This window comes from Hyphobacterium marinum, assembly GCF_036330325.1.
Classification (GTDB): Bacteria; Pseudomonadota; Alphaproteobacteria; order Caulobacterales; family Maricaulaceae; genus Hyphobacterium; species Hyphobacterium marinum.
Genome location: NZ_JAZDRO010000003.1, coordinates 16,119 through 40,955, shown reverse-complemented (window position 1 = coordinate 40,955; position 24,837 = coordinate 16,119). Strand labels below are relative to the sequence as shown.

Below are 24,837 nucleotides of genomic sequence, written 5' to 3'. Positions count from 1 at the left end.
GGCAGTGTGTCTACCGGAGGCCGCCTATCATCGCGCTAAGGCGATGGTTCGGATTTAGCCGGAAAATTTCCGGCAAATTGCGTCTATTCCCAGAAGTAGGGCCGGCGGACGCGGTTGCCGGTGACGGTCTCGTTCATCGTGGCCGCCTCGTAGAGCCGGCCATTGAGCATGATCATCTCGACATCATCGGAATTGTGGATGTCGTCGAGCGGGTTGGCTGACAGGATAACCAGGTCGGCCAGCTTGCCATCCTCGATCGAACCGAGATCCCGCTCAAAGCCGAGATGGCGCGCCGGTGCAATCGTGGCCGCCCGCAGGGCCTGGAGCGGTGTGGCACCACCCCGGGCCAGCGACCAGATTTCCCAGTGTGCTGCGAGGCCTTCCTGCTGACCGTGCGCACCAATTGCCATCGTCACACCGCGGTCCGCGAGCATCAGGGCCGTCACGGCATTTTCGTCATCCACATAGTTATGCTCGGGGGCGATGGGGCGCCGGACCGTCCCGGCCAATTGATTGGGCGGCACGTGGCGCGACAGGATGGGGTGTTCCCAGACATTCATGTGGGCCCGCCAGTAGGGGTCACCGGCCAGACCGCCGTAGGTCACGACGATGGTCGGGTTATAGGCGACCTGGGTCTGGGAGAACATCGACAACACGTCCTCATAGATCATGCTGACCGGCAGGTTGTGTTCGATGGACGTATTGCCGTCTGCGACCATGGACATGTCCATGTGATAGTTTGCACCACCTTCGGCCACGACAATGACGCCGGCCTCATGGGAAGCCGCCACGACCTGCTGACGCTGGTCACGCCGGGGCTGGTTGTAGTTCTTGATGCCATGCGCGCCCTGGGCCGCCAGGCGGAAGACGTGTTCGCGGGCATCGCTTTCGTCATCGATGCGGGCGAAGAAACCCGGCGCGTGGGCGCCGTAGACCACTTCACCGGTGGAATAGGTCCGCGGCTGCAACTGAAGCCCGGCGCGCTGGTACTCACTAGCGACGAATATATGGCCGGCACTGCTGGACGGATCAAAGATCGTCGTCACGCCGAAAGCCAGGTGCGCGAGCGTCGACCAGTTTTCCTGCGGGATGATCCCGTCCGTCCCTTGCGGTCCATGGGCGTGGGCATCGATCAGGCCCGGGATGATGGTCCGGCCGGCAAGATCGACGGTTTCAGCACCGGCGGGGATCTCGACCGCATCGCGCGCCCCGACCGCCATGATGCGGTTGCCGTTGACGACCACGACGCCGTCCTCGATCACGCCACCGTCCTCGTCGGCCATGGTGATGATGCGGGCCCCGGTCAGAGCGACCATGCCTGTCGGGCGCGCCGTTTCGACGGTTATCGACAGCGACACGCCGGTTTCGGGCGGGGCGTAGCCTTCCGCGCCTTCGGGAACCGGACGGGAGGGCAGCATGTCCGCCACGCGGGCCGAGTAGAGCGTCGGCCCCATCGTCCAGTTCAGCTGAGCGGAGTCGTGCGACCATGACAGGAAGGTCGCGCCATTCAGGCTCGCTTCGGTCACCGGCCAGGCCGACGCCGACATGCCGGCCCCGACCGATTGCGGTCCTGGCGGCATGGGCATGACATAGGCGTCGTAGTTTTCGCGGAAAGCGACGTAGCGGCCATCCGGCGAAACCAGATAATCGGCCACCATGTCGGCGGTCACGTGGACGCGGCGGTCTCCGCCGCTCATGTCGACGCTGATCAGCTGACGCAGATTGTCTTCGAAGACGGTCAGGAAAACCCGGTCATTGCTGGCACCGAAATGCGGTTCATCGCCCGAGGCGAGAATGCGTTCCATCTCGCCTCCTGAAGCCGGGATCGAATAAATGCCCGTCGTTTCCGACCAGAGCCGCGACGTCAGGAAGCCGCCCGAATCCTTCTCGAAGACGATGGTCCGGCCATCGGGCGAGAATTGCGGACGGCGATAATGTCCGGGATCACTCGTGACGGCGCGGGAATTGCCGCCGCGAGCCGACACGGTCCGGATCGAGCCAAGCTCGGCATCGCTCCAGGTCACAAAGACGATCTGGGAGCCATCGCGCGACCAGGACGGGAAGAATTCGCGCTCGTCACTGTTCGAGCGGGTCAGGCGCTGCGGCGTGCCGCCCGACGCATTCATCACATAGAGACGGCCCAGCGATTCAAACACCACGCGCGAGCCATCGGGCGAGACTTGCGCGAAGCGTGGCATCTGCGTCTGGAAAGTGTCCGGTGCGACATCGACCTGCGGGCGCGGCGGATCGGCAACCGTGCGCGTGTCGGTGACGTGGAACGGAATGTCGGTGATCGTGCCATCCGCGACATTGACGCGATGGATGCCGCCATCGGCCCAATAGACGATGGAGGCCGAATCCGGCGTCCAGTCCATGTTCGGATACATGCCGGTGACGCCCCAGCTTTCCTGGTTGTCACGGTCGATGGCATCGACGAGCACACGCTCTTCACCCGAATTCAGATCCTTGACCCACAGCTGGGACTGCATCCGGTCCCGGCGCACGAAGGCGATCATGCGGCCATCAGGCGAGGGGGCAGGACGCACCGCACCACCCGCACCCGACACGGCGGTTTCGGTCTCGCCGGTCTCCAGCTCATAGCGCAGGATGTTGAACAGGTCGGTGTTGGAATCCTGTGCGTAGATGAAGGTGTTACCCGAGGTGATGTTCTGGGTGTAATAGACGTAGCGTCCATCAGCTGAGAACATCGGCTCGCCCAGCTCCTTCTGGAAGGCCGGATTGGGACGTTCGACCAGCGCAACACCACCGCCACCGGTGATGTGATACATCCAGATCTCGCCGGTGCCGGCCGAGCGCGACGTGGTGTAGTGCTTGCGCGCCGCGATGTATTCGCCACTCGGGTGCCAGGTCGGGTTGTTCAGCAAGCGGAAGCTCTCGTCGCTCACTTGGCGCGGATCGCTGCCATCAGTGTTCATCACCCAGATATTGTCGCCGCCCGCGCGGTCGCTGGTGAAGGCGATCATCGAGCCATCCGGGGAGAATCGCGGCTGGATTTCCCAGGCCATGCCCGAGGCGATATTCGTCGCTTCACCGCCGGACATCGGGATGGTGTAGATGTCACCGAGCAGGTCGAAGGCGATGGTCTGCCCGTCCGGGCTGACATCGAGGCTCATCCAGGTGCCTTCGCGTACATCAATGGAAATTTCGCGCGTTGGTATGGGCGGGGCGCTGACATCCCACTCGGTCGATTCTTCGGCTTCGGCCTCTTCACCCGCGTCCGCCATTTCGGCGTCCTGGGCGTTGGCGGGTACGGCAATGAGAAGGCTCGCAGCGAGCAGGCTCGTAATTCTGGACATGGTTTTTAAGCACCTCGGATTGAATAGGTCCGGTCGTTCAGACAGCGACCGCGACCCTATGGGCGGGATCAGCCCCGCGCAATCGCATTGAAGATTACACGCCTGTCATGTTGGGAATTGATCCCGCTCACCACTGGACGTGGACTGGCGGAGATGAAAGCGTCCGGCCACGGACTTTACGCGTGACTCGGCGGAGACCTTCATGACTGCGGCCCGGCACGACATTATCGTCATTGGCGGCGGGCATAACGGCCTCGTCTGTGCGGCCTATCTCGCCGAAGCCGGGCTGGATGTTCTCGTGTTGGAACGACGGGGCGTCGTTGGCGGGGCCGCCGTCACCGAGGAATTCCATCCCGGATTCCGCAACTCGACCTGTTCCTACACGGTCTCGCTGCTCAATCCGAAAATCATCGCCGACCTCGACTTGCCTCGGCATGGGCTGAGGATTGTCGAGCGCAAGGTCTCGAATTTTCTGCCGCTCGGCGGCGATTATCTGCTGGCCGGGGAGGGGCGGACGCAGGCCGAGGTCGCGCGCTTCTCCAAACGCGACGCTGAACGCCTGCCCGAGTATGAGCGCCGCCTTGAAGCGGTTGCCGACACGCTGCGCGCGCTGGTCCTGGAAACGCCGCCGAACATGACCGAGGGCGGACTCGCCGCAGCCATTCCCGAACTTCTCAAGTCGGCCAGCATTGGACGCAGGCTGGGCAACCTCTCGCTGGAAGCGCGCCGGGACACGCTCGACCTCTTCACCAAGTCGGCCGGGGACTGGCTCGACTTTTGGTTCGAGAGCGATCCGGTCAAGGCACTCTTCGGCTTTGACAGCGTCGTCGGCAATTTCGCCAGCCCCTACACGCCGGGTTCGGCCTATGTCCTCCTCCACCACGTCTTTGGCGAGGTGAACGGCAAGAAGGGTGGTTGGGGTCATGCCATCGGCGGGATGGGCGCGATCACTCAGGCGATGGCGGCGAGCTGCCGCGAGCGCGGCGTCACGATCAAGATCGGGGCTGGCGTGGACAACGTCATCGTCGAGGGCGGAAGAGCGGTCGGTGTCGTGACCGAGGACGGGCGCGAACACCGGGCAGGGCGCGTTGTCTCCAATCTCAACCCGTCGCTCCTCTTCGGTCGCCTGGTCGATGCGGCCCACCAGCCCGATGACTTCCGCGAACGGGTCGGACGCTATCGCAACGGATCAGGGACATTCCGGATGAATGTCGCGCTCGACCGCTTGCCCAGCTTCACCGACCTGCCGGGTGAGGGCGATCACCTGACCGCAGGGATCATCATGGCCCCCAGCCTTGCCTACATGGATCGCGCCTATATGGATGCGCGCCGCGACGGCTGGTCCAAAGACCCCATCGTGGAAATGCTGATCCCCTCAACGCTGGACGACACGCTCGCGCCGGACGGCCAACACGTCGCCAGCCTCTTCTGCCAGCATGTCGAACCGGTCCTGTCCGGCGAACGCAACTGGGACAACCACCGCGACGAGGTCGCTCAGCTGATGATCGCGACCGTCGACCGGCATGCGCCGGGGTTCGCGGACTCGGTGCTGGGCTATGCAGCGCTGTCACCGGCCGATCTCGAACGTGAATTCGGCCTCGTCGGCGGGGACATCTTTCACGGCGCGCTCTCGCTCGATCAGCTCTTCTCGGCGCGGCCTGTTCTCGGGCACGGGAATTACCGCACACCGGTGAGGGGGCTCTACCAGTGCGGCTCCGGCACGCATCCCGGCGGTGGCGTCACTGGCGCACCGGGGCATAATGCGGCGCGGGAAGTGCTGAAGGATGTGAGGCTGAGGCGATGACGAAGGGGGCGATGTCTGATGAGTGACCCGCAATCGGGAAAATCTGCTGCAGAGGAAATCGACGCCAAGATCGCCTCGCTCGGTGACTGGCGCCGCGATGTGCTGGCCAAAGTCCGTGCGCTGATCCACGAGGCCTTGCAGGACGTCACGGAAGCCGTGAAATGGCGCAAGCCGACCAATCCGGCCGGCGTGCCGGTTTGGGAGAAGGACGGCATCCTCTGCACCGGCGAGACCTATACCGGGAAGGTGAAGCTGACCTTCGCCAATGGTGCCGCGCTCGATGATCCGGCGGGCCTGTTCAATTCGTCCCTCGGAGGCAAGCAACGCCGCGCGATTGATATTCGCGAAGGCGACACGCTGGACCCGGAGGCGTTCAAGGCCCTTGTGCAGGCAGCAGCGGCGTTCAACGCCGCGCGCTGACGCCCGCTAGCGGAAGAGCATGACCGGGATCCGGCATTTGCGGATCATGGAGGTCGTGGTGCTGCCGATGATCAGCGTGCGGATGCGTGCGTGGCCATAGGCCCCCATGACCAGGATCGAGCTTCCGTGGGCCTCCACATGATCGGTGATGGCGTCTTCCGGCTCACCGCTCCGGCGCACCTGGGTCACGGTTTTTCCGGCCTGTTCCAGCGTATTTGCTGCAGCATCGAACGCCGCCTGGGCACCGCTGCGGGGTTCGCCCGCCATCAACAGGTCGATGGGCATGTCCCGGAAAAGCCGGCCCTTCGCGATATGATCGACCGCCTTACGAACGCTCTCGCCGCCGTCAAAGGCAATCAGCGCACGCTTCATGGGCGGAATGGACCGGGACGCCACCAGGACCGGTTTTTTCGCGGCCCGGACGATGCGTTCGAGATTGGACCCGAGATGGCTGGAGGCGAAATCCGCGCCTTCGCCGCGCTTGCCCAGCACGATGAGATCGGCATCGGGTTCGGCGTCGCGGACTGCCTCGATCAGATCGCCATGGCGCAGGCGTTCCGTCACGTTTGACACGCCGGCTGCCGACAGGCGCTCGCGTGCGCCTTCGAGAATGGCGCGGCCGCGCTCCTTGGCCAGTCGGGCCCGCTCTTCGTCATGGGCGGCCAGCTTGTCGAGCAGGGCCCGTTTCGCACCGAGCCCCAGAGAACCGGATAGGTTGGACGGCCCACTGCCGGTTTCGCGCCGCCCCAGCACGTGAAGCAGGTCAATCCCGGCATCGGTCTTCGCGGCCACCCAGGCGGCGAGGTCGCAAACGCTCTCGCCATAGGGCGAGCCATCAACAAGGAGGATGAGCTTGGTCATGGCTTGTCTCCTAATGTCCCATCAGACGGTCAAGTGCGCCCGGCCGGTCGTGGATCCCGAGCCGGTCGACCAGAGTCCGGCTGGCTTCGTTCATGCCGCGCAGTTCAACCGCGGCCCCTTCGCGGCGGAATTTCAGGACGGCCATGTCGACCGCCGCGACGCTGGACAAATCCCAGACATGGGCCTGACCGAGATCGATGACGACGTGATCAAGCGCCTCGCGGAAATCAAATGCGCGCAGGAAATCCTCGCTGGAGGCATAAAAGAGCTGGCCATCCACCGTATAGGTCCGCGTGCGGCCATCTTCGCTCAGAACACTGGTGACAGAGAAGGCCCGCGACAGCCGCCAGGCGAAGAAAAGGCCGCTGAGCAACACGCCAATCCCGACACCGATGGCGAGATTGTGCGTGGCCACGACACCGATAACGGTCGCGATCATGACAAAGCTGGAGCTTTTCGGATGATCCCGCAGATTGCGGATCGAACTCCAGGAGAACGTCCCGACCGAAACCATGATCATGATGGCCACGAGCGCGGGCATCGGGATGCGGGCGACCAGGTCGCCCAGCACCAGGATCATGAACAGCAGAAACACACCGGCGCAGAAACAGGATAAGCGTCCGCGCCCACCCGATTTCACATTGATCACCGACTGGCCAATCATGGCGCAGCCCGCCATGCCGCCCAAGAAGCCGGTGACAGTGTTGGCGAGGCCCTGGCCGATGCATTCCCGGTTCCGGTCGCTCGGCGTGTCGGTCAGGTCATCGACAATCTGGGCTGTCATCAGGGATTCCAGCAGCCCCACCGCGGCCACGGCCGCCGAATAGGGCAGGATGATCATCAGGGTTTCGAGGTTGACCGGAATGTCCGGGATCAGGAAAACCGGCAGCGTGTCGGGCAGCGCGCCCATATCGCCAACCGTGCGAACCCCGTCCCATCCGATGACGAAGGACAGGCCGGTCAGCACAATGATGCAGACCAGCGGGGAGGGGATGGCCTTGGTGATAAAGGGGAAGCCGTAAATGATCACCAGGCCCGCCGCGACCAGCACATAGGTCAACAGGCTGACATTGGTCAGCTCGGGCAATTGCGCGAGAAAGATCAGGATGGCCAGCGCGTTGACGAAGCCGGTGATCACCGAGCGCGAGACAAAGCGCATCAGATCGCCCAGTTTCAGTGTTCCGGCGACAATCTGCAGCAGACCTGCCAGCACGGTCGCGGCCAGCAGGTATTGCAGGCCATGCTCGCGCACCAGCGTCACCATCAGGACCGCCGTGGCGGCTGTCGCGGCGCTGATCATGCCGGGCCGCCCGCCGGTGATGGCCACGACGACAGCGATGGAGAAACTGGCATAGAGGCCGACGCGCGGGTCAACCCCGGCGATGATCGAGAAGGCAATGGCTTCGGGAATAAGCGCCAGCGCTACGACAAGACCAGCGAGGACGTCGCCGCGGACATTGCCAAGCCAGTCCTGGCGGATCCGGTCGAGCGACAGGGCGGGAAGGGCAGGCAGGGCCATGGGCATTCGTCCGGTCATTGCCGGTGCAACTCCGCGCGAAGGGGCGGAGCCGCCAGCCGGGCGGGTCAAGGTCAGCACGATCATTGGAAAGAAGCGCTGGTTCGGATGCGCGCATATTACCGTGGCACCCCGTTACGGGCGCGCTTAGCACACCGGCCGGTTTTCACAAGCCTTGCCCGGGCAATTCAAGGCCGCCATGCGTGAGTGCAAGGCGCAGGTGGGCGGAGCAGAATTTACCAGGCTGTGGCGGAGGGGGAGGGATTCGAACCCCCGGAACCTTTCGGCTCAACGGTTTTCAAGACCGCCGCAATCGACCACTCTGCCACCCCTCCGCGAGGCCGTTCTCTTACCGGCTCGCGCCAGCATCGCGCAAGACAGGCTTACCAGTCGCTAACTCTTTTTGCTAAGACTGCGCGCCGGCGATTAGTCCCGGGGAGAACGCGCATGACCGCTTTTCATCGTCACGCCCGTTTGTTTGTGGCGGGCCTTGCCGGCCTGGCCCTGACCGCCTGTGCCTCCTCGCCGGACCCGCAGGTGCGCCAGGCTTCGCGGACGCGGGCGCCGCAAATGGTCATCGTGCCGAACACGCCGGTCACTGATTTTCCCGTTATCGGCGGAGAGACACCGCGCTTCGGCAATCCGGACGATCAGAAAATCGGGAATCCCTACGAAGTCGCCGGACGGACCTATGTGCCGCGCCGCGACGACAGCTATGACGTGGTCGGGATTTCGTCCTGGTACGGGCCGAATTTTCATGGCCGGCCGACATCCAATGGCGAAATTTTCGACCAGGAGGCCCTGACCGCCGCGCACACGACGCTGCCCATCCCCAGCCTGATCGAGGTGACCAATCTGGAAAATGGCCGCCGTGCGGTGCTGCGCCTGAATGATCGCGGACCTTTCGTTGATGATCGCATCCTGGACGTCAGCCGCGCCGCGGCGCGCGAACTGGGCTTCCTCGGGGCCGGACTGGCGCAGGTCCGCGTGCGCTATCTTGGTCCCGCAGACGCAGAAGACCGGGCTGCGCCGTCGCGGATTTTCACGGCCGAGGACATTGCCGATGACCCCATTGCGGCGCGGGTTCTGGCCGCCGCAGAGCCGCCCGCATCGGGTGGCGACACGATTACGACGAGCGCGGGACTGCTGGCCCTTCAGGCCGGGGCCTTCGCCGAGCGGGCCAATGCCGAAGCCCTGCGCGCCCGCCTGTCGGGTGAGGGCGAAGCCTGGATCGAGGAAGCAACCGGGTCTGCCGGGCGGATTTATCGTGTCATCGTGGGGTCATGGCCCAGCCGCGCCGAAGCCGAAGCCGCCAGCCGGGGCCTGCGCCGTCACGGCATCCGCGATGCCCGGGTCGTGGCGCTCAACTGAACGGCCACTTTACGCCGCGCCTTCGACACGTTTCTATCGTCTCCTGTCACTGCCAGACCTGACTCGCCCCTTTCAAACCGGAGACGCGACCCCCGTGCGTACGCTCTTTGCCTGTCTCACCTTGATTCTTCTCGCGCCGGCCTCGCTGGCGCAGAATTTCGACACCGCGGCCAGCCACGCCGTCATTCTGGATTTCGAGACGGGCGAAGTCCTGTTCTCGAAGAATGGCGATGAGGCGATGCCGCCGGCCTCGATGAGCAAGCTGATGACGACGCTCATGGCGTTCGAGGCGCTCGACAACGGCACGATTTCGCTCGACACCGAATTGCCGGTCTCGGTCTATGCCTGGCAGACCGGCGGGACGACGTCCGGGTCCTCGACCATGTTTCTGGAACCCAATACGCGCGTTCGGGTCGATGACCTCCTGCGCGGTATCATCGTGCAGTCCGGTAATGACGCCTGCATCGTCCTGGCCGAGGGGCTGGAAGGTTCCGAAGGCGCGTTCGCCGACGCGATGACCGCCCGGGCCCGCGAACTGGGGCTGACCAGCTCCACCTTTGCCAACTCGACCGGCTGGCCCGATCCCGAACAGCGAATGAGTGCGATTGATCTGGCGCATCTCGCCGCGATCATCATTCGCGACCACCCGGACTACTACGCCATCTATGACGAGCGCGAATACACCTATAACGGTATCCGCCAGTTCAACCGCAATCCGCTGCTGGGCGTGTTTGATGGCGCGGACGGGCTGAAGACCGGCCATACCGAGGAGTCCGGCTATGGCCTTGTCGCCTCGGCCGAACGTGACGGGGTCCGCCGCATCATCGTGTTCAACGGCATGGGGTCCGAACGCGAGCGGGCCAACGAGGCCGAGCGCATGATGCGCGCCGCCTTTTCCGACTTTGACGTCTATCCATTGTTCGAGGCCGGTGCGACGGTCGGAGACGCCGAGGTCTTCATGGGAGAATCTGAAACCGTGGCGCTGCGCATCGATGACGATGCCGTGGTCGGTCTGCACCGCCGTGACCGCCGCGACATGACGGTGTCCATCATCTATGACGGCCCGGTCAGTGCCCCGATTGCCGAAGGCGATCCCATCGGGCGCCTGGTCGTCGAGACCGAAAGCGGCGTTGCCCGCGAGTTTCCGCTCGCGGCCGCCGAAAGCGTCGCGCGCAAGGGCATGTTCGGCCGCGCCATGGACGCGCTCGTCGGTCTGCTGCGGGGCTAGGACGGCGTGGCGCGCGGATATTTCATCTCGCTCGAAGGCGGGGAGGGAGCCGGAAAGACCACGCTCCAGTCCGGCCTCGCCAAGGCCCTGAAAGCGCGGGGACTGGCTGTCACCTGCACGCGTGAGCCGGGGGGCACGCCGGGTGCCGAGGCGATACGCGACCTTCTCCTGACAGGTTCGAATGACCGCTGGTCGCCGATGAGCGAGGCGCTGCTTTTTTACGCGGCCCGTGTCGATCACATTGAACGCGTCATCGCACCCGCACTGGAGCGCGGCGAATGGGTCATCTGCGACCGGTTTGCTGACTCCACCTCAGCCTATCAGGGGGCCGCGGGAGGTGTTCCTTCGAAACGCCTGATGGCGCTTCACGATGCCGCGCTGGGCGGTTTCGCGCCCGATCTGACACTCGTTGTCGATCTTGATCCCCGCACAGGCCTCGAACGCACCGTCGAGCGCGGGGAAGATGCGACCCGGTTTGAAAATTTCGATCTCGATTTTCACCACCGTTTGCGTCAGGCCTTCCTCGACATTGCCAAAGACGAGCCTGATCGCTGCGCGGTCCTAGATGGAACGCAGGCTCCCGACACGCTACTCGCCCGTGCGCTGGACCTTATCCGCGAACGATTGCTGGCACCGGCGGCATGACCGCAGACTATCCAGACGAGTCTGATCGCCAGCCGGGCTGTCCGCATCCACGCGAAACACACGACCTGTTCGGCCTGGACGACGCTGAAACCGCCATTCGCGCCGCCATAGACAGCGGGCGCATGCATCATGCCTGGCTGATCACTGGCCCGCCCGGGACCGGCAAAGCGACTTTGGCCTATCGTGCGGCGCGCTTCATGCTGGGTGCCAAATCGACAGGTGAGGGCCTGTCGGTCGACCCGGAAGACCCTGTCTCTCGCAAGATCACCGCGAACGCCCATCCCAATCTCTTGGTGATCCGGCGGCCCTGGGACGACAAGAAGTCCCGCTGGCGGGCCGAAATCACCATTCCCGAAGCGCGCCGCGCCGCTGATTTCTTTTCCAAGAGCGCTGGCGAACCGGGGTGGCGCATCGCCATCATCGACAAAATCGATGAGATGAATCGCAATGCCTTCAATGCTTTGCTGAAAACTCTTGAAGAGCCGCCGAAAAAAGGAGCGCTCTTCCTGATCGCCGATTCGACGGGGGGCTTGCCGCCAACGATCCGGTCGCGCTGCCGGCTTCTGACCGTCAAACCGCCCCATATCGACGAAACCACGGCCTGGGTCAGCGATAAAACGGGGGCGAGCGAGGCTGTGGCCAGCACGGTCGCGTCACGGGCCCATGGCGCGCCGGGACTGGCGCTGGCGCTGAAAGCGCTGGGCTCACAGGATATCGAGGACGATTTGCAGGTGATCATGGGCGCTCTGCCGGCGCTCGATGCCGGACGCGCCCGCCGGTTTGCGGCGCGGATGAGCGGGAAGGGGAGTGAGGCGCTGCGAGCCCATGCCTTTGAACGCCTGGCCGAGGTCACGGCCAATGGGGCCCGCTCTGCGGCCTTGTCCGGTAACGATCCGGAACCCTGGGTACAGGCCTGGCGCAGCCTCGGGGCGTTGTTCCGCGAGACCGAGGATCTCTATCTCGACCCGAAACAGGCCATGTTGAGCGGTCTGGCTCGCGTCCAGTCCGCGGCGCGCGAAAGCCGCGAACACGGGTAGGGCGGCCGGCATGCTGATCGACAGTCACGTCAATTTGCATGGCGAACAATTCGCCGACGATCTCGACGCGGTCATCGAACGCGCCCGCGCGGCCGGTGTGAAGCGCATGATCACCATCTGTTGCCGGCTGTCGGACTTCGCGGCGGTGTCGGCCATAGCTGAAGCCCATGACGACATCTGGTGCACGATCGGCGCGCACCCGCACCACGCCAAGGACCGGCCGGATATTACGGCGGGCGAGTTGATCGAGATCGCGGAACACCCCAAGGTCGTCGCCATCGGCGAGACAGGGCTTGATTTTCACTATGGGTACAGCCCGCGCGAGGACCAGTTCGCCAGCCTGACCGCCCATATAGAGGCTGCGCGCCGGACCGGTCTGCCGCTGGTCCTGCACACGCGCGAAGCGGATTCCGAGATGGCCGATATGCTTGAGGCGGAAATGGGGAAGGGTGCGTTCAAGCCGCTTCTGCATTGCTATACGGGCGGGCATGACCTCGCCCGACGGGCCGCGACGCTGGGGGCGTGGTTTTCCGCGTCCGGTATCGTGACCTTCAAGAAGGCCGAGGATGTCCGGACGGTCTTCCGCGACACGATCCCGCGCGAGAAAATCATCATCGAGACCGATTGCCCGTATCTCGCGCCGGTGCCGCATCGCGGCCAGCGTAACGAGCCGGCCTTCCTGCCGGACGTGGCGTTGGGATTGGCGGCCGCGCTCGACTGGCCGGTCGAGGACTGCATCGCCAGCACGGGCGAGGCGTTCTTTGCCCTGTTTGACAAGGTTCCGCGGCCATGAGCGCCACCTTCTTGCGCGCCACCATCCTTGGCTGCGGGTCGTCGGGCGGTGTGCCACGGCCCGATGGCGACTGGGGCGCGTGTGACCCGGCCAATCCGAAAAACCGCCGCCGGCGCTGTTCCTTGCTGATCGAAGGCGCATCGACGGCTGATGCGCTGGATGAAGGGCCTGTTACCCGAGTGGTCATCGATACGTCGCCGGATCTGCGTGAACAGGCGCTTTCGGCGGGTATCACGACGCTCGATGCGGTCTTGCTGACCCATGACCATGCCGACCAGACGCACGGGATGGACGATGTGCGGCCCTACGCCTTGCGCGCGCGGCGGCGCATGGCGGTCCATATGAGCGAGGAAACCCGGGCGAGCATCGTAACGCGCTTTGCCTACGCCTTTGTCCAGCGTGAAGGCTCGCCGTATCCGGCGATCCTCGACGCGCGGGATATCCCGAACTGGGGTGAAACGTTCGAGATCGATGGTCCGGGTGGCTCCATACCGGTGCGCGCATTCGAAGTCGGTCACGGCAAGATCAACGCGACGGGCTACCGGATCGGTCCGTTTGTCTACACGCCGGACGTCAACGAAGTTCCGGATGCGGCGTTTGACGTTATCAAGGGTGCCGCGCTTTGGATTGTCGACGCATTGCGCGACACGCCGCATCCGACGCATGCGAGCGTGGCGGACGCGCTGGCCTGGCTGGAACGCTCCGGCGTGCGGCAGGGCGTGCTGACCAATCTTCATGTCGATCTTGATTACGACGCTCTTACGACGCGTTTGCCGGACGGCGTCAGCGCGGCCTATGACGAGCGGCGCTTTGTCGGATTGCCGGATGGCACCATTCTGGAAGCCTAGTTATGTCTCATAATATTCATTATGCGCCTTTTTGATGTCCATGACCGCACCTGACCACACCGATCCCCTTCAGCGCCTCCTTGCCATCATGGCGCGGCTGCGCGATCCCGAGACTGGCTGCCCGTGGGATGTCGAGCAGACGTTCGAGACAATTTCGCCCTACACAATCGAGGAAGCCTACGAAGTCGATGACGCGATCCGGCGCGGCGACACCGACGCGATCCGCGACGAGCTGGGCGATCTCCTGCTCCAGGTCGTGTTTCAGTCCCGAATTGCTGAAGAAGCCGGTCTTTTCAACTTTGACGAGGTCGCCGCCGCGATCGCCGACAAGATGGTGCGTCGTCATCCACACGTGTTTGGTGACGCCCAGGAGCGCGACATCGACACTCAGTCGGCATCCTGGGAAGTTCAGAAGGCCGCCGAACGCCGGGAGAAGGATATTCATGGCCTGCTCGACGACATCCCCCTCGCCCTGCCCGCGCTGAAACGCGCCCAGAAGCTGCAGAAACGCGCCGGAAATGTCGGTTTCGACTGGCCGGACCCGGAACGGGTGCTGGCGAAGGTCGAAGAAGAGCTTGAAGAAGTCCGGGAAGCCATGGCCGCGGGCAATGCGGCCGATATTCAGGAAGAAATTGGGGATTTGCTGTTTGTTTGCGTGAATTTGTCACGAAAACTGAAAGTGAATGCCGAAGAGGCAACTCGCGATGCCAACGCGAAGTTCGAGCGCCGTTTCCGGCATATCGAGGCGCGCTTGAAGGCAGTCGGCAAGGATATGGCCGCAACACCGCTCGATGAGTTGGAAACGCTCTGGGACGAGGCCAAGGTCATCGACAAGGCCGGAAAGCCCTAGCGACTAATCCCTCAGATGTGCGTGAACACCCGGAAACTGGCTGGGGAAGCGCCCGGCATCTTCCGGCGACAGGCGCACCACCAGCGTCGTTTCGCCGGTCTTGGTGTCCGAGCGCTCATCGAGGACCGCACCATTCCTGTGCAGCCAGGCCACGGCCTCGGCATCCCCGGTTCCGGCGCGCACGACCAGAGTGGAAGCGGTCTGGGCCAGTGCCTTGTCGATCGTGGCCAACAGGCGCTCCACCCCCTCGCCGGTCACGGCCGAGGTCATGACGCGGGCGAATTTTTCGCGGTCGGGGAGCGGAAAGTCCGGATCGGCATCGTCGGGGATGAGATCAAACTTGTTGAAGGCCTCGACAACCGGTTGGCCATGCTCCGAACCCGCTTCGAGCGATTCCAGAATCTCCTCGACCTCGCGCCGGCGCATGGTGAGGTCCGGAGCTGAGGCATCGAGGACATGAACGAGAATATCGGCCTCGCGCACCTCTTCCAGCGTGGCTCGGAAGGCCGCGACCAGCTCGGTCGGCAGATCGGTGATGAACCCCACCGTATCGGACATCAGCGCCTTGACGCCGCTGGGGGTCTCAAATCCCCTGACCGTCGTGTCGAGCGTGGCGAACGGCATGTCCTTGGCGAACACGCCCGCGCCCGTGATCGTGTTGAAGAGCGTCGACTTTCCGGCATTGGTGTAGCCGACCAGCGCGACCATGGGATACGGCGCATCACGGCGATTTTTGCGGTGCAGGGCGCGCGTGCGCCGGACCTGGTCGAGTTCTTTGCGCAGCTTGGCCATCTTGTCGGCCAGCAGCCGGCGGTCGGTCTCGATCTGGGTCTCACCGGGACCGGCGAGGAATCCGCCACCGCCGCGCTGACGTTCCAGGTGGGTCCAGGTCCGCACCAGCCGCGAGCGCTCATAGGCGAGACGGGCCAGTTCAACCTGCAACCGCCCTTCCCGCGTGCGCGCCCGGCGGCCGAAGATTTCCAGGATCAGACCGGTCCGGTCGATGACCTTGACCTTCCACGCTTTTTCGAGATTGCGCTGCTGGACCGGCGACAGGGCCGTATCGACGACACAGACCGAAATCTCGTCGGCGTTCATCTCGGCGGCAAAATCCGCGAGCTTGCCGGATCCGAAATAGGAACCCGGATCAATCGCGCGCAACGGCGTGGTCTCGGCGCGCAGGACGTGCAGATCAAGGGCTTCGGCGAGGCCGGCCGCCTCTTCCAGCCGGGCGTCGGCGTCAAAGTCCGCCTTGGGCGGGACGGGAAGGAGGACGAAGGCGCGTTGTCGTGGAGACGCGGTGTCGATCAATCGTCACCGTCCCCGTCGCCCTGCTCGCCTTCAAACAGCGAGACCGGTGCCGATGGCATGATGGTCGAGATCGCATGCTTGTAGACAAGCTGGGACTGGCCATCGCGGCGCAACAGAAGGCAGAAATTGTCGAACCAGGTCACGATGCCCTGGAGCTTCACCCCGTTGACAAGAAAAATCGTCAGCGGCGTCTTGGACTTGCGGACCGCGTTGAGAAAAACGTCCTGAAGGTTCTGTTTCTTGTCATTGGACATGGTGGGTCGCGCTCCCGTCGTTGCTCGACTGTTCTGGCTGTGGGTTGGCCTGATGATATACGCCGCTTTGCGCGCCGCGCAACAGGCCGGGAGGCCGCCCGCGCGGTTTTTTTGTGCGCCGCAGCAACGGCACTGTCCTGATAGGCCGTTCGCAGTTCCGTGGTCAGCGAGCCGGGATGGCCGTTGCCGACGGGCTGACCGTCAATCGTCACCACCGGCATCAGCATTGAGGAGGCGTTGGTGATAAAGGCTTCCCGCGCGGCCAGGGCCTCGTCAACGGTGAAGGGTCGCTCCTCGAAGGTCAGCCCCCTGCCCTGCGCGACCGAAATCAGCGTCCGGCGCGTGATGCCATTGAGGATGGCATTGCTGGCCGGGCGGGTGACGAGTGCTCCCTCGGGCGTGACGATCCACGCATTCGACGACGAGCCTTCGGTGACAAAGCCGTCCCGGTCAGTCAGCCAGGCCTCCTGCGCACCGGTTTCCTTGGCCGCCTGTTTGGCAAGGACATTGGCGAGCAATGATACCGTCTTGATATCGCAGCGCGCCCAGCGCTGATCCGGCATCGTTTTCACGGCGATGCCCGTTTCTGCCTTTTTGACCAAGGCGGCGAAATCGACCCGCTTGGCCGTTGCGATGACGCAGGGCTTCACATCCGGGCCTGGAAAGGCGTGGTCGCGGCGGGCCTTGCCACGCGAGACCTGGAGATAAACCAGCCCGTTGCGCAAGCGATTGCGCCGGATCAGCTCGAACAGGGCTTCGGCGAGGGCTTCGCGCCCCACGGGCATGGCGATCTTCAGTTCGCCCAGTGAACGCTCCAGGCGGGTGAAGTGGCCGTCGCTGTCGAGGAGTGCGCCGTCCTTGACACCCCACACTTCGTAGACGGCGTCGGCAAACTGGACCGACCGGTCTTCAATGTGGATCGCGGCGGCGTTGTGCGGGACGAAGCGGCCATCAACATAGGCGATGCGGGACATGGGCTTCCTTCAGTGGCGGCGGACGAGCGCGATAATCGCGGCCGCCCCCGCCAGGACTTCAAGGCGGCCCAATACCATCAAGGTCATCAGGACGATGCGGCTGTAAAGGCCGAAATCAGCCCACAGGAAGTTCAGGCCGAAACGCTGATAGAGCGGACCCGTGTTTGACAGTGCCGCCGCTGCGGCGGTCCAGGCATGGTCGAGAGGCGCGCCCAGAACGGCCAGCGCCAACATGCCGATCGCCATGGTCGCGATGAAAGCCAGAATGGTCGACCACAGGGCGACCAGGGCCGCATTGCCGGTGTCCCCGCCCCGGAATTGCAGGCTGATGACACTGGACGGATCAGCCAGGCGCGCCAGTTCGGCAAAGGTCTGGTTCCACAAGAGCACGAGGCGGGAGATTTTGAGTCCGCCCGCCGTCGATGCCGCTGCGCCGCCCACCAGCGCCGCAAAGATCGCTGCCAGTGGCGAGAAGCCGGTATTGTCCGAGGCATGAAAGCCGCTTGTCGTGACGGCAAAGACGGATTCGGCAAGGCTGGCCACGACCGATCCTTCAAAGCCGGAGGCGATCATGAACAGCGCGAACACGGCGACGATCAAGATGGCCATCCCGCCTAGGTCAGGGTCATATTTGCGCTCGTTGCGCGAAAACAGATTGCGCAGGTAGGCGATGTTGAGCGCGCCTGCCAGACAGGCGAGCGTCACGACGATCAGGCCGAAGTCGGGCACATAGGCATCCAGAGCCCCCGGTCGCGGCGAATACCCGCTCGTGGACATGGACGAGAGGGCCAGACACAGCGCGTCAAAGGCCTCGGTGCCCGACAGCGTCAGGATCACGAAACACAGGAAGGTGAATGCGCTGTAGAGCGCAAAGACCCGTCGCGCCGCGAGGGCGAAATTCGAAAATACATTGTCCGGGTCGTGGGTCAGAAGGACCGATTTCTGCATTCTCGGACCGCTCTGGTCGAAAGCCGCGAGCAAGCCGGCCGCGAAGAGCAGGGTCGCAAACCCGCCCAGAAACCCCAGTGTGCACCGCCACAGAACCAGGGCCGGCCCGGCCGCCGCAGAATCCATCAGCACCGCGCCCGTTGTCGTGAACGCGGAATAGCTTTCGAACATCTGGCCGGTGAAATCGAGATCGGGTGCCAACTGGCCGATGGCCGGGATCGCAAACAGCGGCGTGAACAGCCAGGCGAGAAAGACGAAGGCAGAGACGTCCGCGATGGTCGAACGTTGAATGTGCCTCCGCGTGGCAACCCAGATCAGACCGCCGGCAAAGATCGCCGCCGCTGCGCTGACCAGAAAGGCCGGCGGAGCTTCGGAAATACCGAACAGGACGGCGATTGCCGCTGCGGCAGCCATGCCGAGACCCGTGGTGATCCAGACTTGCCCCAGGGGGCGGAGAAATCCGGCGCTGAGCACGGCCGTCAGAAATATTCCAGGCTGACGCGGAACATTTGCTCAACCTTGGAAACCATGGCTTTTTCAGAGAAAAACAGGACGCGATCATTTTCCTTGATGACGTTGTCGGCACCGGGGAAAAGCACTTCTTCACCCCGCACGACCGCGCCGAGCGCAATCCCGTCGGGCAGTTCGAGCGCGTCAAGCGGGCGGCCAAGCAGCGTCGAGGTCGCCATGGCCACCCCTTCGAGTGCTTCGGCCTTGCCCCCCGCGATGGACTGGAGACCGGTGATGCGCCCGCGGCGGATGTGCTGGAGAATGGTCGAGACGGTCGTGGCCCGCGGATCGACGAAGGCGTCGACGTCGAGCGACTCGCGCATCGTGTCGAAGGCCTGCTCGTTGACGAGGCAAATGGTGTGGCGGGCCCCTTCCCCTTTGGCCATTACCGCGCTCATCAGGTTGACCTTGTCATCATTGGTCACGCAAATGACCAGTTCGGCCCGGTCGGCTCCGGCCTCGCGCAACAGGCCAGGTGACAAGCCGTCGCCATGAAGGACAACCGTCTTCCTGAGCTGGTCGGCGGCGGCTTCTGCGCGTTTCTTGTCGGCCTCGACCAAGCGGACCTTCATCCCGCCAAGGCGCTCCAGGGCGCGGGCGACATAGACCCCGATATTGCCCGCACCGATGATGACGACGCGCCGGATATTCGGTGTCGCGCGACCAAACAGGTCGAGCGCGCGGTGCAATTGTTCAGGTTCGATGACGACATAGGCCTCGTCATCTGCCAGCAGCGGATCATTCTCGTCGGGCACAAACAGCCGCCCTTCCCGCTCGATGCCGGTGAGCATCAGGCGCAAATCGGGGAAGAGCTCGCGGATCTGCGCCAGCGAGGATCCGGCCACTGGCGATTCCTCGCTGACTTTCAGGCCCAGCAGCTGCACCCGGCCGCCAGCAAAGAGCGCCGAATCAAACGCACCGGGCGTTTCCACGCGCTGCAGGATCGCGCGACCGACTTCCAGTTCCGGTGAGATCACGACGTCAATGGGCAACGCCCCGGTCGCGAACAGGTCCCGCCAGCGCGGATCGAGATAGCTCTGCGCCCGCACCCGGGCGATCCGCATCGGTGTCCCGAACAGTGAATGGGCCACCTGGCAGGCAATCATGTTGGTTTCATCCGAGTGGGTCACTGCGACGATCAATTCGGCATCGGAAACCCCTGCGCGCTCAAGCGCATCGGGATGCGAGCCGTGACCGACGACACCGCGCACGTCGAGATCAGTCGTCACCTTGTCGATCAGTTCAGCCGACCAGTCGACAACCGTCACCGAATTGCCCTCGCGGGCCAGTGCCCGGGCGATGCCGTAGCCAACGCGCCCCGCTCCGCAAACGACCGCCTTCATTGTCCCCGCCGTCCCGTCATTGGACTATTCGTCCTCATCCAATTCGCCAGCTCTTGCGCTCGCCGGTGTCACACCAAGCGATTTGAGCTTCCGGTGCAAGGCCGAACGCTCCATCCCGATGAAGGTCGCGGTCCGCGAGATATTGCCGCCAAAGCGGGAAATCTGGGCTTTCAGGTATTCGCGCTCGAATTTTTCCCGGGCATCACGCAGCGGCAGGGCGATCATCCGCTCGGCATCGAAACCGGTCTCGTCAGTCTCGCGCCCGGCGACTTCAGACGGCAACGAGTCGAGTGTGATCGGCTGGTCGCTGGCCCCGGAGGCCAGGATCAGCAGCCGCTCCACATTGTTACGAAGCTGGCGGACATTTCCGGGCCAGTCATGGGCCTGCAGCGCCGCCATGGCATCATCGCCGATCCGGCGGCGCGGCAGGCCGGAATGGTTCGTCAGCCGCTCGATGAAGTGGTCCACCAGCAGCGGAATATCTTCCCGGCGCTCTGAAAGGGGCGGCACGGCAATCGGGACCACGGCCAGCCGGTGATAGAGATCCTCGCGGAAGCGTCCCGACGAGATCTGGGCCCGCAAATCCTTTGACGAGCTGGTGATGACACGGACATTGACCTGGACATCGGACTCTCCGCCGACCCGGCGGAATCGTTGATCGACCAGCATGCGCAACAGCTTGGTCTGGGCTTCGACGGGCATGTCTGCGATTTCATCAAGGAAGAGCGTCCCGCCGTGTGCCTGTTCAAGCAGGCCGATGCGGGCGACCAGGCCGTCCGAACCTTCCCGGCCGAACAACTCCTCCTCGACGCGTTCCGGTCCCATGCCCGCGGCATTGACCGCCACGAAACCGGCCTCACTGCGTGGCGACTGCGCATGAATGAGGCGGGCGACGAGTTCCTTGCCGCAACCGGCAGGGCCGGTGATCAGGATCCGGCTGTTGGTCGGGGCAACGCGATCAATGACGTGTCGGACCTGGGCGATGGTACCCGATGCTCCCACCAGTTCGGTATCGGTCGTTGACTTGGCGCGAAGCTCGGCATTTTCGCGGCGCAGCCGGCTGGCTTCCAGAGCGCGAGCCACGATCAGAAGCAGCTTGTCGCTCTTGAACGGCTTTTCGAGGAAGTCGTAGGCCCCCTTGCGGATAGCCGCAACGGCCGTCTCGATCGTACCGTGCCCCGAGATCACGATGACGGGGAGATCCGGGGATACCGCTTTCATGGCCTCGAGCAATTCGATCCCGTCCAGCCGGCTGCCCTGCAGCCAGACATCGAGAATCACCAGGGAGGGCTTGCGCGCTTTCAGTGCCTCAAGAGCGCCATCGGCATCGGCCGCCTCGCGCGCCTGATAGCCTTCATCTTCGAGAATTCCCGAGATGAGATCGCGGATATCATCTTCATCATCGACGATCAGAATGTCTTTTGCCATGGATCAGACCTCTGCCCTGGACGTTTCGGCATTTGCTTGGGTATCGGCGGATTCCGGGAAGACGAGGCGGACAATGGCCCCTCTTCCGGTTTCCGGAGTGTCGAGTTCGAGCGCGCCGTGATGGTCCTCCATCACGCGCTTGACGATGGCCAGCCCCAGGCCGGTGCCCTTCTCCCGGGTGGTCATGTAGGGCTCGGTCAGCCGTTCACGATCCGGGGTCGGCCAGCCCAGTCCATTGTCGCGCACCTCGATAGTGACCTGCCCGTTGGCGGACAACAACTCGACCGTGATCCGGCCCGTATCACCTTTCGAGCCTTCCTGGTCGCACCGTGCGGTCACGCTTTCAGAGGCGTTTTTCAGAATGTTGGCCAGCGCCTGTGATGCCAGGCGGGCGTCGCACTCGGCGTGGACGGGAACCGGCGGACGGTTGAAGCTGAACCGGATCGCGGGGCTGGCAACGCGCTGGGCGAAGACCGCCTCCTGGACCATCTCGCCCATTTCAACCGGACCGACATTCGGCGTGGGCATTCGGGCGAAGGTCGAGAATTCGTCGACCATGCGGCCAATGTCACTGACTTGCCGGATGATGGTGTCGGTGCAGCGATCAAACGTCTCCTGATCCTTGCCTTCCACACGATCACGATACTTGCGCCGGAGCCGTTCGGCAGACAGCTGGATCGGGGTAAGCGGGTTCTTGATCTCGTGAGCGATGCGTCGCGCGACGTCACGCCAGGCGGCATTGCGCTGTGCGGCCACCAGGCGGGTGACATCATCGAAGGTCAGGACCAGCCCGGCATCCTCATTCATGGCCGCGCGGACATTGAGGCTCAAAACCGTCTCGTCACTGCCCTGGAGCTCGACCTGGCGCTCAGCCACATGGCCCGCACGGCGGCGCGCCTCGGCGGCCGTGACTTCCAGCTCCGGCGCGACATCGCCGAGATGGGCACCAATCAGCTGCTCCTCGTCGCGTTCGAGCAGCAGGCAAGCCGACCGGTTAACCAGCGTGATCCGGCCCTCGTCATCCAGGCCCAGAACACCTGCGCTGACCCCGGCGAGAACAGCTTCGGTAAACGCACGGCGGTGCTCGGCCTGGGCGTGAGACGCAATGAGTTCCCGCCGCTGCCCCCGTAATTGCCGGGTCATCCGGTTGAAGGCGCGGCCGAGAGCGGCGATCTCGTCATCCTCGCGCTTCACTTCTACGCGCGAATCCAGATCTCCGCGGCGCACCCGTTCGGCGGCCGTTACCAAGTTGGCGACCGGCCGGACAACGCGCGTCGCGGCAGAGAGTGCCAGCCAGATAGCACCGAGCAGGATAAGCAGTGCGGCCTCGGAATAAATCAGGATGAAGACACCCCGCGTGCGGACTTCCCCGTCGCGGGTCTCACGATAGTCATCGAGCGCATCCTGTGCCCGGCGCAGCAGAGACAGGTCAACGTTCAGATAAACGTAGAGATACGCGTCATCATAGGCCGTCAGCTGCATCAGCGCCCGGCGGGAATCCCCCACGCTGGTGTCCTGATCAGAGTCGGTAACGGCGACATCGCCCTCCTCCTCCCGCGCCAGTTCAAACAGGCGCGCAGATGGCGGTGTGAAAGTCACCTCGTCTGACGTTTCCGCCCGCGCCAAGACGGTACCGTTACTGTCGATGACGTAGGCGGCCCGGAAACCGCGCACGATGGCCTGCTGACGGAGATACTGGACATACTGGATGCGGCTGGACCGGAACCCCTCGACCGGGCCTTCCTGGTTGAGGTCAAACGCCATCAATGGCATCTGCTCGAGTGCTTCGGCGGTTTCGCGCTCGATGGTCTCGCGCGCGACCGTGGCGCTGTTTTCGACGACCGTACTCACCCGCTCGCCAAACCAGTATTCGACCCCGCGCGTCAGTACGCCGCCGAGGAACACCGCGACCAGCAGGGTCGGCACCACCGCTGCCGCTGCGAACATAGCCAGAAAGCGCAAATGGAGCCGCGGAGCGGGCTCGCCATAACGCCGTCCCATGAAACGCCGGGCTACCCGGAAACCGACAATTCCGGCCAGTCCAAGGATCAGAACCAGATTGGTAATGAGTACCGGCATGACATAGGCATTGCCGGCTGCACCGCCCTGCCCGCCTTCAAGAAAGGCAAAGGCCGCCCAGCCAACCGCCAGAATGGCGACGACAAAGCCCGCACCGAGCATGCCCGTGACAATCCGGGGCAGGGCCGCCTTGGGAAGTGATAATTCGTCGGTGATCGCAAGAAATCCCGTTCAATCACGGGGAGACTGACCAAACTGTTGCCAAAGATCAACACCAATAGCACATATCGGCAACAGATCGTTATCAGGCGGCTTCAGCGCCCATGTCCTCCACGATCTCGCTCAAGGCCCGCTCTACAGTGACTGGGTCGGGCTCGCGGCACAGGCGCGCCTTCAGGGCAACGACACCATCACCGGGCAGCGCATCGATGAAAGATGCGAAATGCTTGCGCATCATCCGCAGCCCGATGTGATCGCCATAAAGCGCGATCGAGTCCGCAAGCTGGGCCTTGAGACCGTCCAGTTTGTCGGCCAGTGCCGTCTTGCGAACCTCCCCTTTCAGGGCAGCGTCGATTTCGCCAACCAGCCAGGGCAGGCCTTGCGAGGCGCGGCCAATCATGACGAGGTCCGCCCCAGACTGTTCAAGCGCCGTCCGGGCGCTCTGGGCATCGGTGATATCCCCATTGACGACCAAGGGGATGCTGATGGCTTCCCTGACCGCACGCACCGCGCGCCAGTCGGCTTGTCCCTTGTAGAACTGGCAGCGTGTCCGTCCGTGAACCGTGACGAGCTGGACGCCCGCCGCTTCGGCCCGGCGCGCCAGCTCCGGCGCATTGATGGACCGGTCATCCCAGCCGAGCCGCATTTTCAGCGTCACCGGGCGGTCGGTCGCCCCCAGCACGGCCTCGATCAGCGTCATGGCGTGATCGAGATCGCGCATCAGGGCGGACCCGGAAAGGCCGCGTGTGACCTGCTTGGCCGGGCAGCCCATATTGATATCAATGATGTCGGCCCCCTCGCCTGCCGCAATCCCGGCACCGAGGGCCATCCATTTTGCCTCGCGGCCGGCCAGCTGGACGATGTGCGGACCGCCGGCCTCATCGCGGGCGGTCTTCCGCAACACGTCCTCGCGGCCTTCGGCAAGCGCTTCGCTGGCCACCATCTCGCTGACGACATAGCCCGCGCCGAACCGGCGGGCCTGCCTGCGGAATGGCAGATCGGTCACGCCCGACATGGGCGCAAGCACGGCGCGCGCATCAATCGTGTGGGGACCGATCTGGATGGTCATGACCTGTCATGTCCGGCTACTGGCGACTTGCCCGTCAGGGCCGCGCAACCTACTCATCGACACAGACTGCCG

General features: G+C 63.9%; 19 protein-coding genes, 1 tRNA gene and 1 pseudogene. 9 read left to right on the top strand and 12 right to left on the bottom strand.

Features of this window, described 5'->3' with window-relative positions:
* Nucleotides 1–83 precede the first annotated feature (83 nt).
* Nucleotides 84–3,317: an amidohydrolase family protein gene (locus tag V0U35_RS07905; protein ID WP_330196151.1), complete on the bottom strand. Its 3,234-nt coding sequence runs from the start codon at nucleotides 3,315–3,317 to the stop codon at nucleotides 84–86.
* A 187-nt stretch (nucleotides 3,318–3,504) separates the two neighbouring features.
* Here V0U35_RS07905 and V0U35_RS07900 point away from each other — a divergent pair.
* Both V0U35_RS07900 and V0U35_RS07895 read left to right on the top strand, forming a co-directional pair.
* A pseudogene (locus V0U35_RS07900) lies at nucleotides 3,505–5,121 on the top strand (phytoene desaturase family protein); the annotation flags it as partial.
* Nucleotides 5,122–5,139: 18 nt separating this feature from the next.
* Nucleotides 5,140–5,541, top strand: a complete 402-nt coding sequence (locus tag V0U35_RS07895) for a DUF1801 domain-containing protein (RefSeq protein ID WP_330196150.1) — start codon at nucleotides 5,140–5,142, stop codon at nucleotides 5,539–5,541.
* 6 nt (nucleotides 5,542–5,547) lie between these two features.
* Here V0U35_RS07895 and V0U35_RS07890 read toward each other — a convergent pair whose 3' ends face one another.
* From V0U35_RS07890 to V0U35_RS07880, 3 genes are all read right to left on the bottom strand, one after another.
* Entirely contained in the window at nucleotides 5,548–6,402 is an 855-nt protein-coding gene (locus V0U35_RS07890) for a universal stress protein (protein WP_330196149.1), read from the bottom strand.
* 10 nt (nucleotides 6,403–6,412) lie between these two features.
* Nucleotides 6,413–7,921 carry a SulP family inorganic anion transporter gene (locus V0U35_RS07885; RefSeq protein WP_373696394.1) on the bottom strand — a complete coding sequence of 503 codons (1,509 nt, stop codon included), beginning with the start codon at nucleotides 7,919–7,921 and terminating at the stop codon, nucleotides 6,413–6,415.
* A 244-nt stretch (nucleotides 7,922–8,165) separates the two neighbouring features.
* Nucleotides 8,166–8,253: transfer RNA gene (locus tag V0U35_RS07880), tRNA-Ser, on the bottom strand.
* Between the two features lie 112 nt (nucleotides 8,254–8,365).
* On the opposite strand from V0U35_RS07880, the gene V0U35_RS07875 reads away from it, so the two are divergent.
* The 7 genes from V0U35_RS07875 to mazG all read left to right on the top strand — a co-directional run bounded on the left by V0U35_RS07875 (nucleotide 8,366) and on the right by mazG (nucleotide 14,690).
* Entirely contained in the window at nucleotides 8,366–9,289 is a 924-nt protein-coding gene (locus V0U35_RS07875) for a septal ring lytic transglycosylase RlpA family protein (RefSeq protein WP_330196147.1), read from the top strand.
* Nucleotides 9,290–9,383: 94 nt separating this feature from the next.
* Complete coding sequence (locus V0U35_RS07870) at nucleotides 9,384–10,517, top strand: D-alanyl-D-alanine carboxypeptidase family protein (RefSeq protein ID WP_330196146.1); 1,134 nt, start codon at nucleotides 9,384–9,386, stop codon at nucleotides 10,515–10,517.
* Nucleotides 10,518–10,523: 6 nt separating this feature from the next.
* Nucleotides 10,524–11,162, top strand: a complete 639-nt coding sequence (gene tmk, locus V0U35_RS07865) for a dTMP kinase (protein WP_330196145.1) — start codon at nucleotides 10,524–10,526, stop codon at nucleotides 11,160–11,162.
* Nucleotides 11,159–12,199, top strand: a complete 1,041-nt coding sequence (locus V0U35_RS07860) for a DNA polymerase III subunit delta' (RefSeq protein ID WP_330196144.1) — start codon at nucleotides 11,159–11,161, stop codon at nucleotides 12,197–12,199. The genes tmk and V0U35_RS07860 overlap by 4 nt, the downstream gene beginning before the upstream one ends.
* A 10-nt stretch (nucleotides 12,200–12,209) precedes the next feature.
* A complete protein-coding gene (locus V0U35_RS07855; protein ID WP_330196143.1) occupies nucleotides 12,210–12,992 on the top strand; it encodes a TatD family hydrolase in 783 nt (260 codons plus the stop codon).
* Complete coding sequence (locus V0U35_RS07850; RefSeq protein WP_330196142.1) at nucleotides 12,989–13,840, top strand: MBL fold metallo-hydrolase; 852 nt, start codon at nucleotides 12,989–12,991, stop codon at nucleotides 13,838–13,840. Before V0U35_RS07855 ends, V0U35_RS07850 begins: the two co-directional genes overlap by 4 nt.
* A 40-nt stretch (nucleotides 13,841–13,880) precedes the next feature.
* Entirely contained in the window at nucleotides 13,881–14,690 is an 810-nt protein-coding gene (gene mazG, locus V0U35_RS07845) for a nucleoside triphosphate pyrophosphohydrolase (RefSeq protein WP_330196141.1), read from the top strand.
* 3 nt (nucleotides 14,691–14,693) lie between these two features.
* Here mazG and hflX read toward each other — a convergent pair whose 3' ends face one another.
* The 8 genes from hflX to dusB form a co-directional block, all read right to left on the bottom strand.
* Entirely contained in the window at nucleotides 14,694–16,001 is a 1,308-nt protein-coding gene (gene hflX / locus V0U35_RS07840; protein WP_330196140.1) for a GTPase HflX, read from the bottom strand.
* Nucleotides 15,998–16,255, bottom strand: a complete 258-nt coding sequence (gene hfq, locus V0U35_RS07835) for an RNA chaperone Hfq (protein ID WP_330196139.1) — start codon at nucleotides 16,253–16,255, stop codon at nucleotides 15,998–16,000. The genes hflX and hfq overlap by 4 nt, the downstream gene beginning before the upstream one ends.
* Nucleotides 16,183–17,229, bottom strand: a complete 1,047-nt coding sequence (locus tag V0U35_RS07830) for a D-amino-acid transaminase (RefSeq protein WP_330196138.1) — start codon at nucleotides 17,227–17,229, stop codon at nucleotides 16,183–16,185. Before V0U35_RS07830 ends, hfq begins: the two co-directional genes overlap by 73 nt.
* 9 nt (nucleotides 17,230–17,238) lie before the next feature.
* Complete coding sequence (locus tag V0U35_RS07825; RefSeq protein ID WP_330196137.1) at nucleotides 17,239–18,591, bottom strand: potassium transporter TrkG; 1,353 nt, start codon at nucleotides 18,589–18,591, stop codon at nucleotides 17,239–17,241.
* A 65-nt stretch (nucleotides 18,592–18,656) separates the two neighbouring features.
* Nucleotides 18,657–20,030 carry a Trk system potassium transporter TrkA gene (gene trkA, locus V0U35_RS07820; protein ID WP_330196136.1) on the bottom strand — a complete coding sequence of 458 codons (1,374 nt, stop codon included), beginning with the start codon at nucleotides 20,028–20,030 and terminating at the stop codon, nucleotides 18,657–18,659.
* A 24-nt stretch (nucleotides 20,031–20,054) separates the two neighbouring features.
* Nucleotides 20,055–21,458: a nitrogen assimilation response regulator NtrX gene (gene ntrX / locus V0U35_RS07815; RefSeq protein ID WP_330196135.1), complete on the bottom strand. Its 1,404-nt coding sequence runs from the start codon at nucleotides 21,456–21,458 to the stop codon at nucleotides 20,055–20,057.
* A 3-nt stretch (nucleotides 21,459–21,461) separates the two neighbouring features.
* Entirely contained in the window at nucleotides 21,462–23,639 is a 2,178-nt protein-coding gene (locus V0U35_RS07810; protein ID WP_330196134.1) for a sensor histidine kinase NtrY-like, read from the bottom strand.
* A gap of 142 nt (nucleotides 23,640–23,781) precedes the next feature.
* Nucleotides 23,782–24,765: a tRNA dihydrouridine synthase DusB gene (dusB, locus tag V0U35_RS07805; protein ID WP_330196133.1), complete on the bottom strand. Its 984-nt coding sequence runs from the start codon at nucleotides 24,763–24,765 to the stop codon at nucleotides 23,782–23,784.
* Nucleotides 24,766–24,837: the final 72 nt, after the last annotated feature.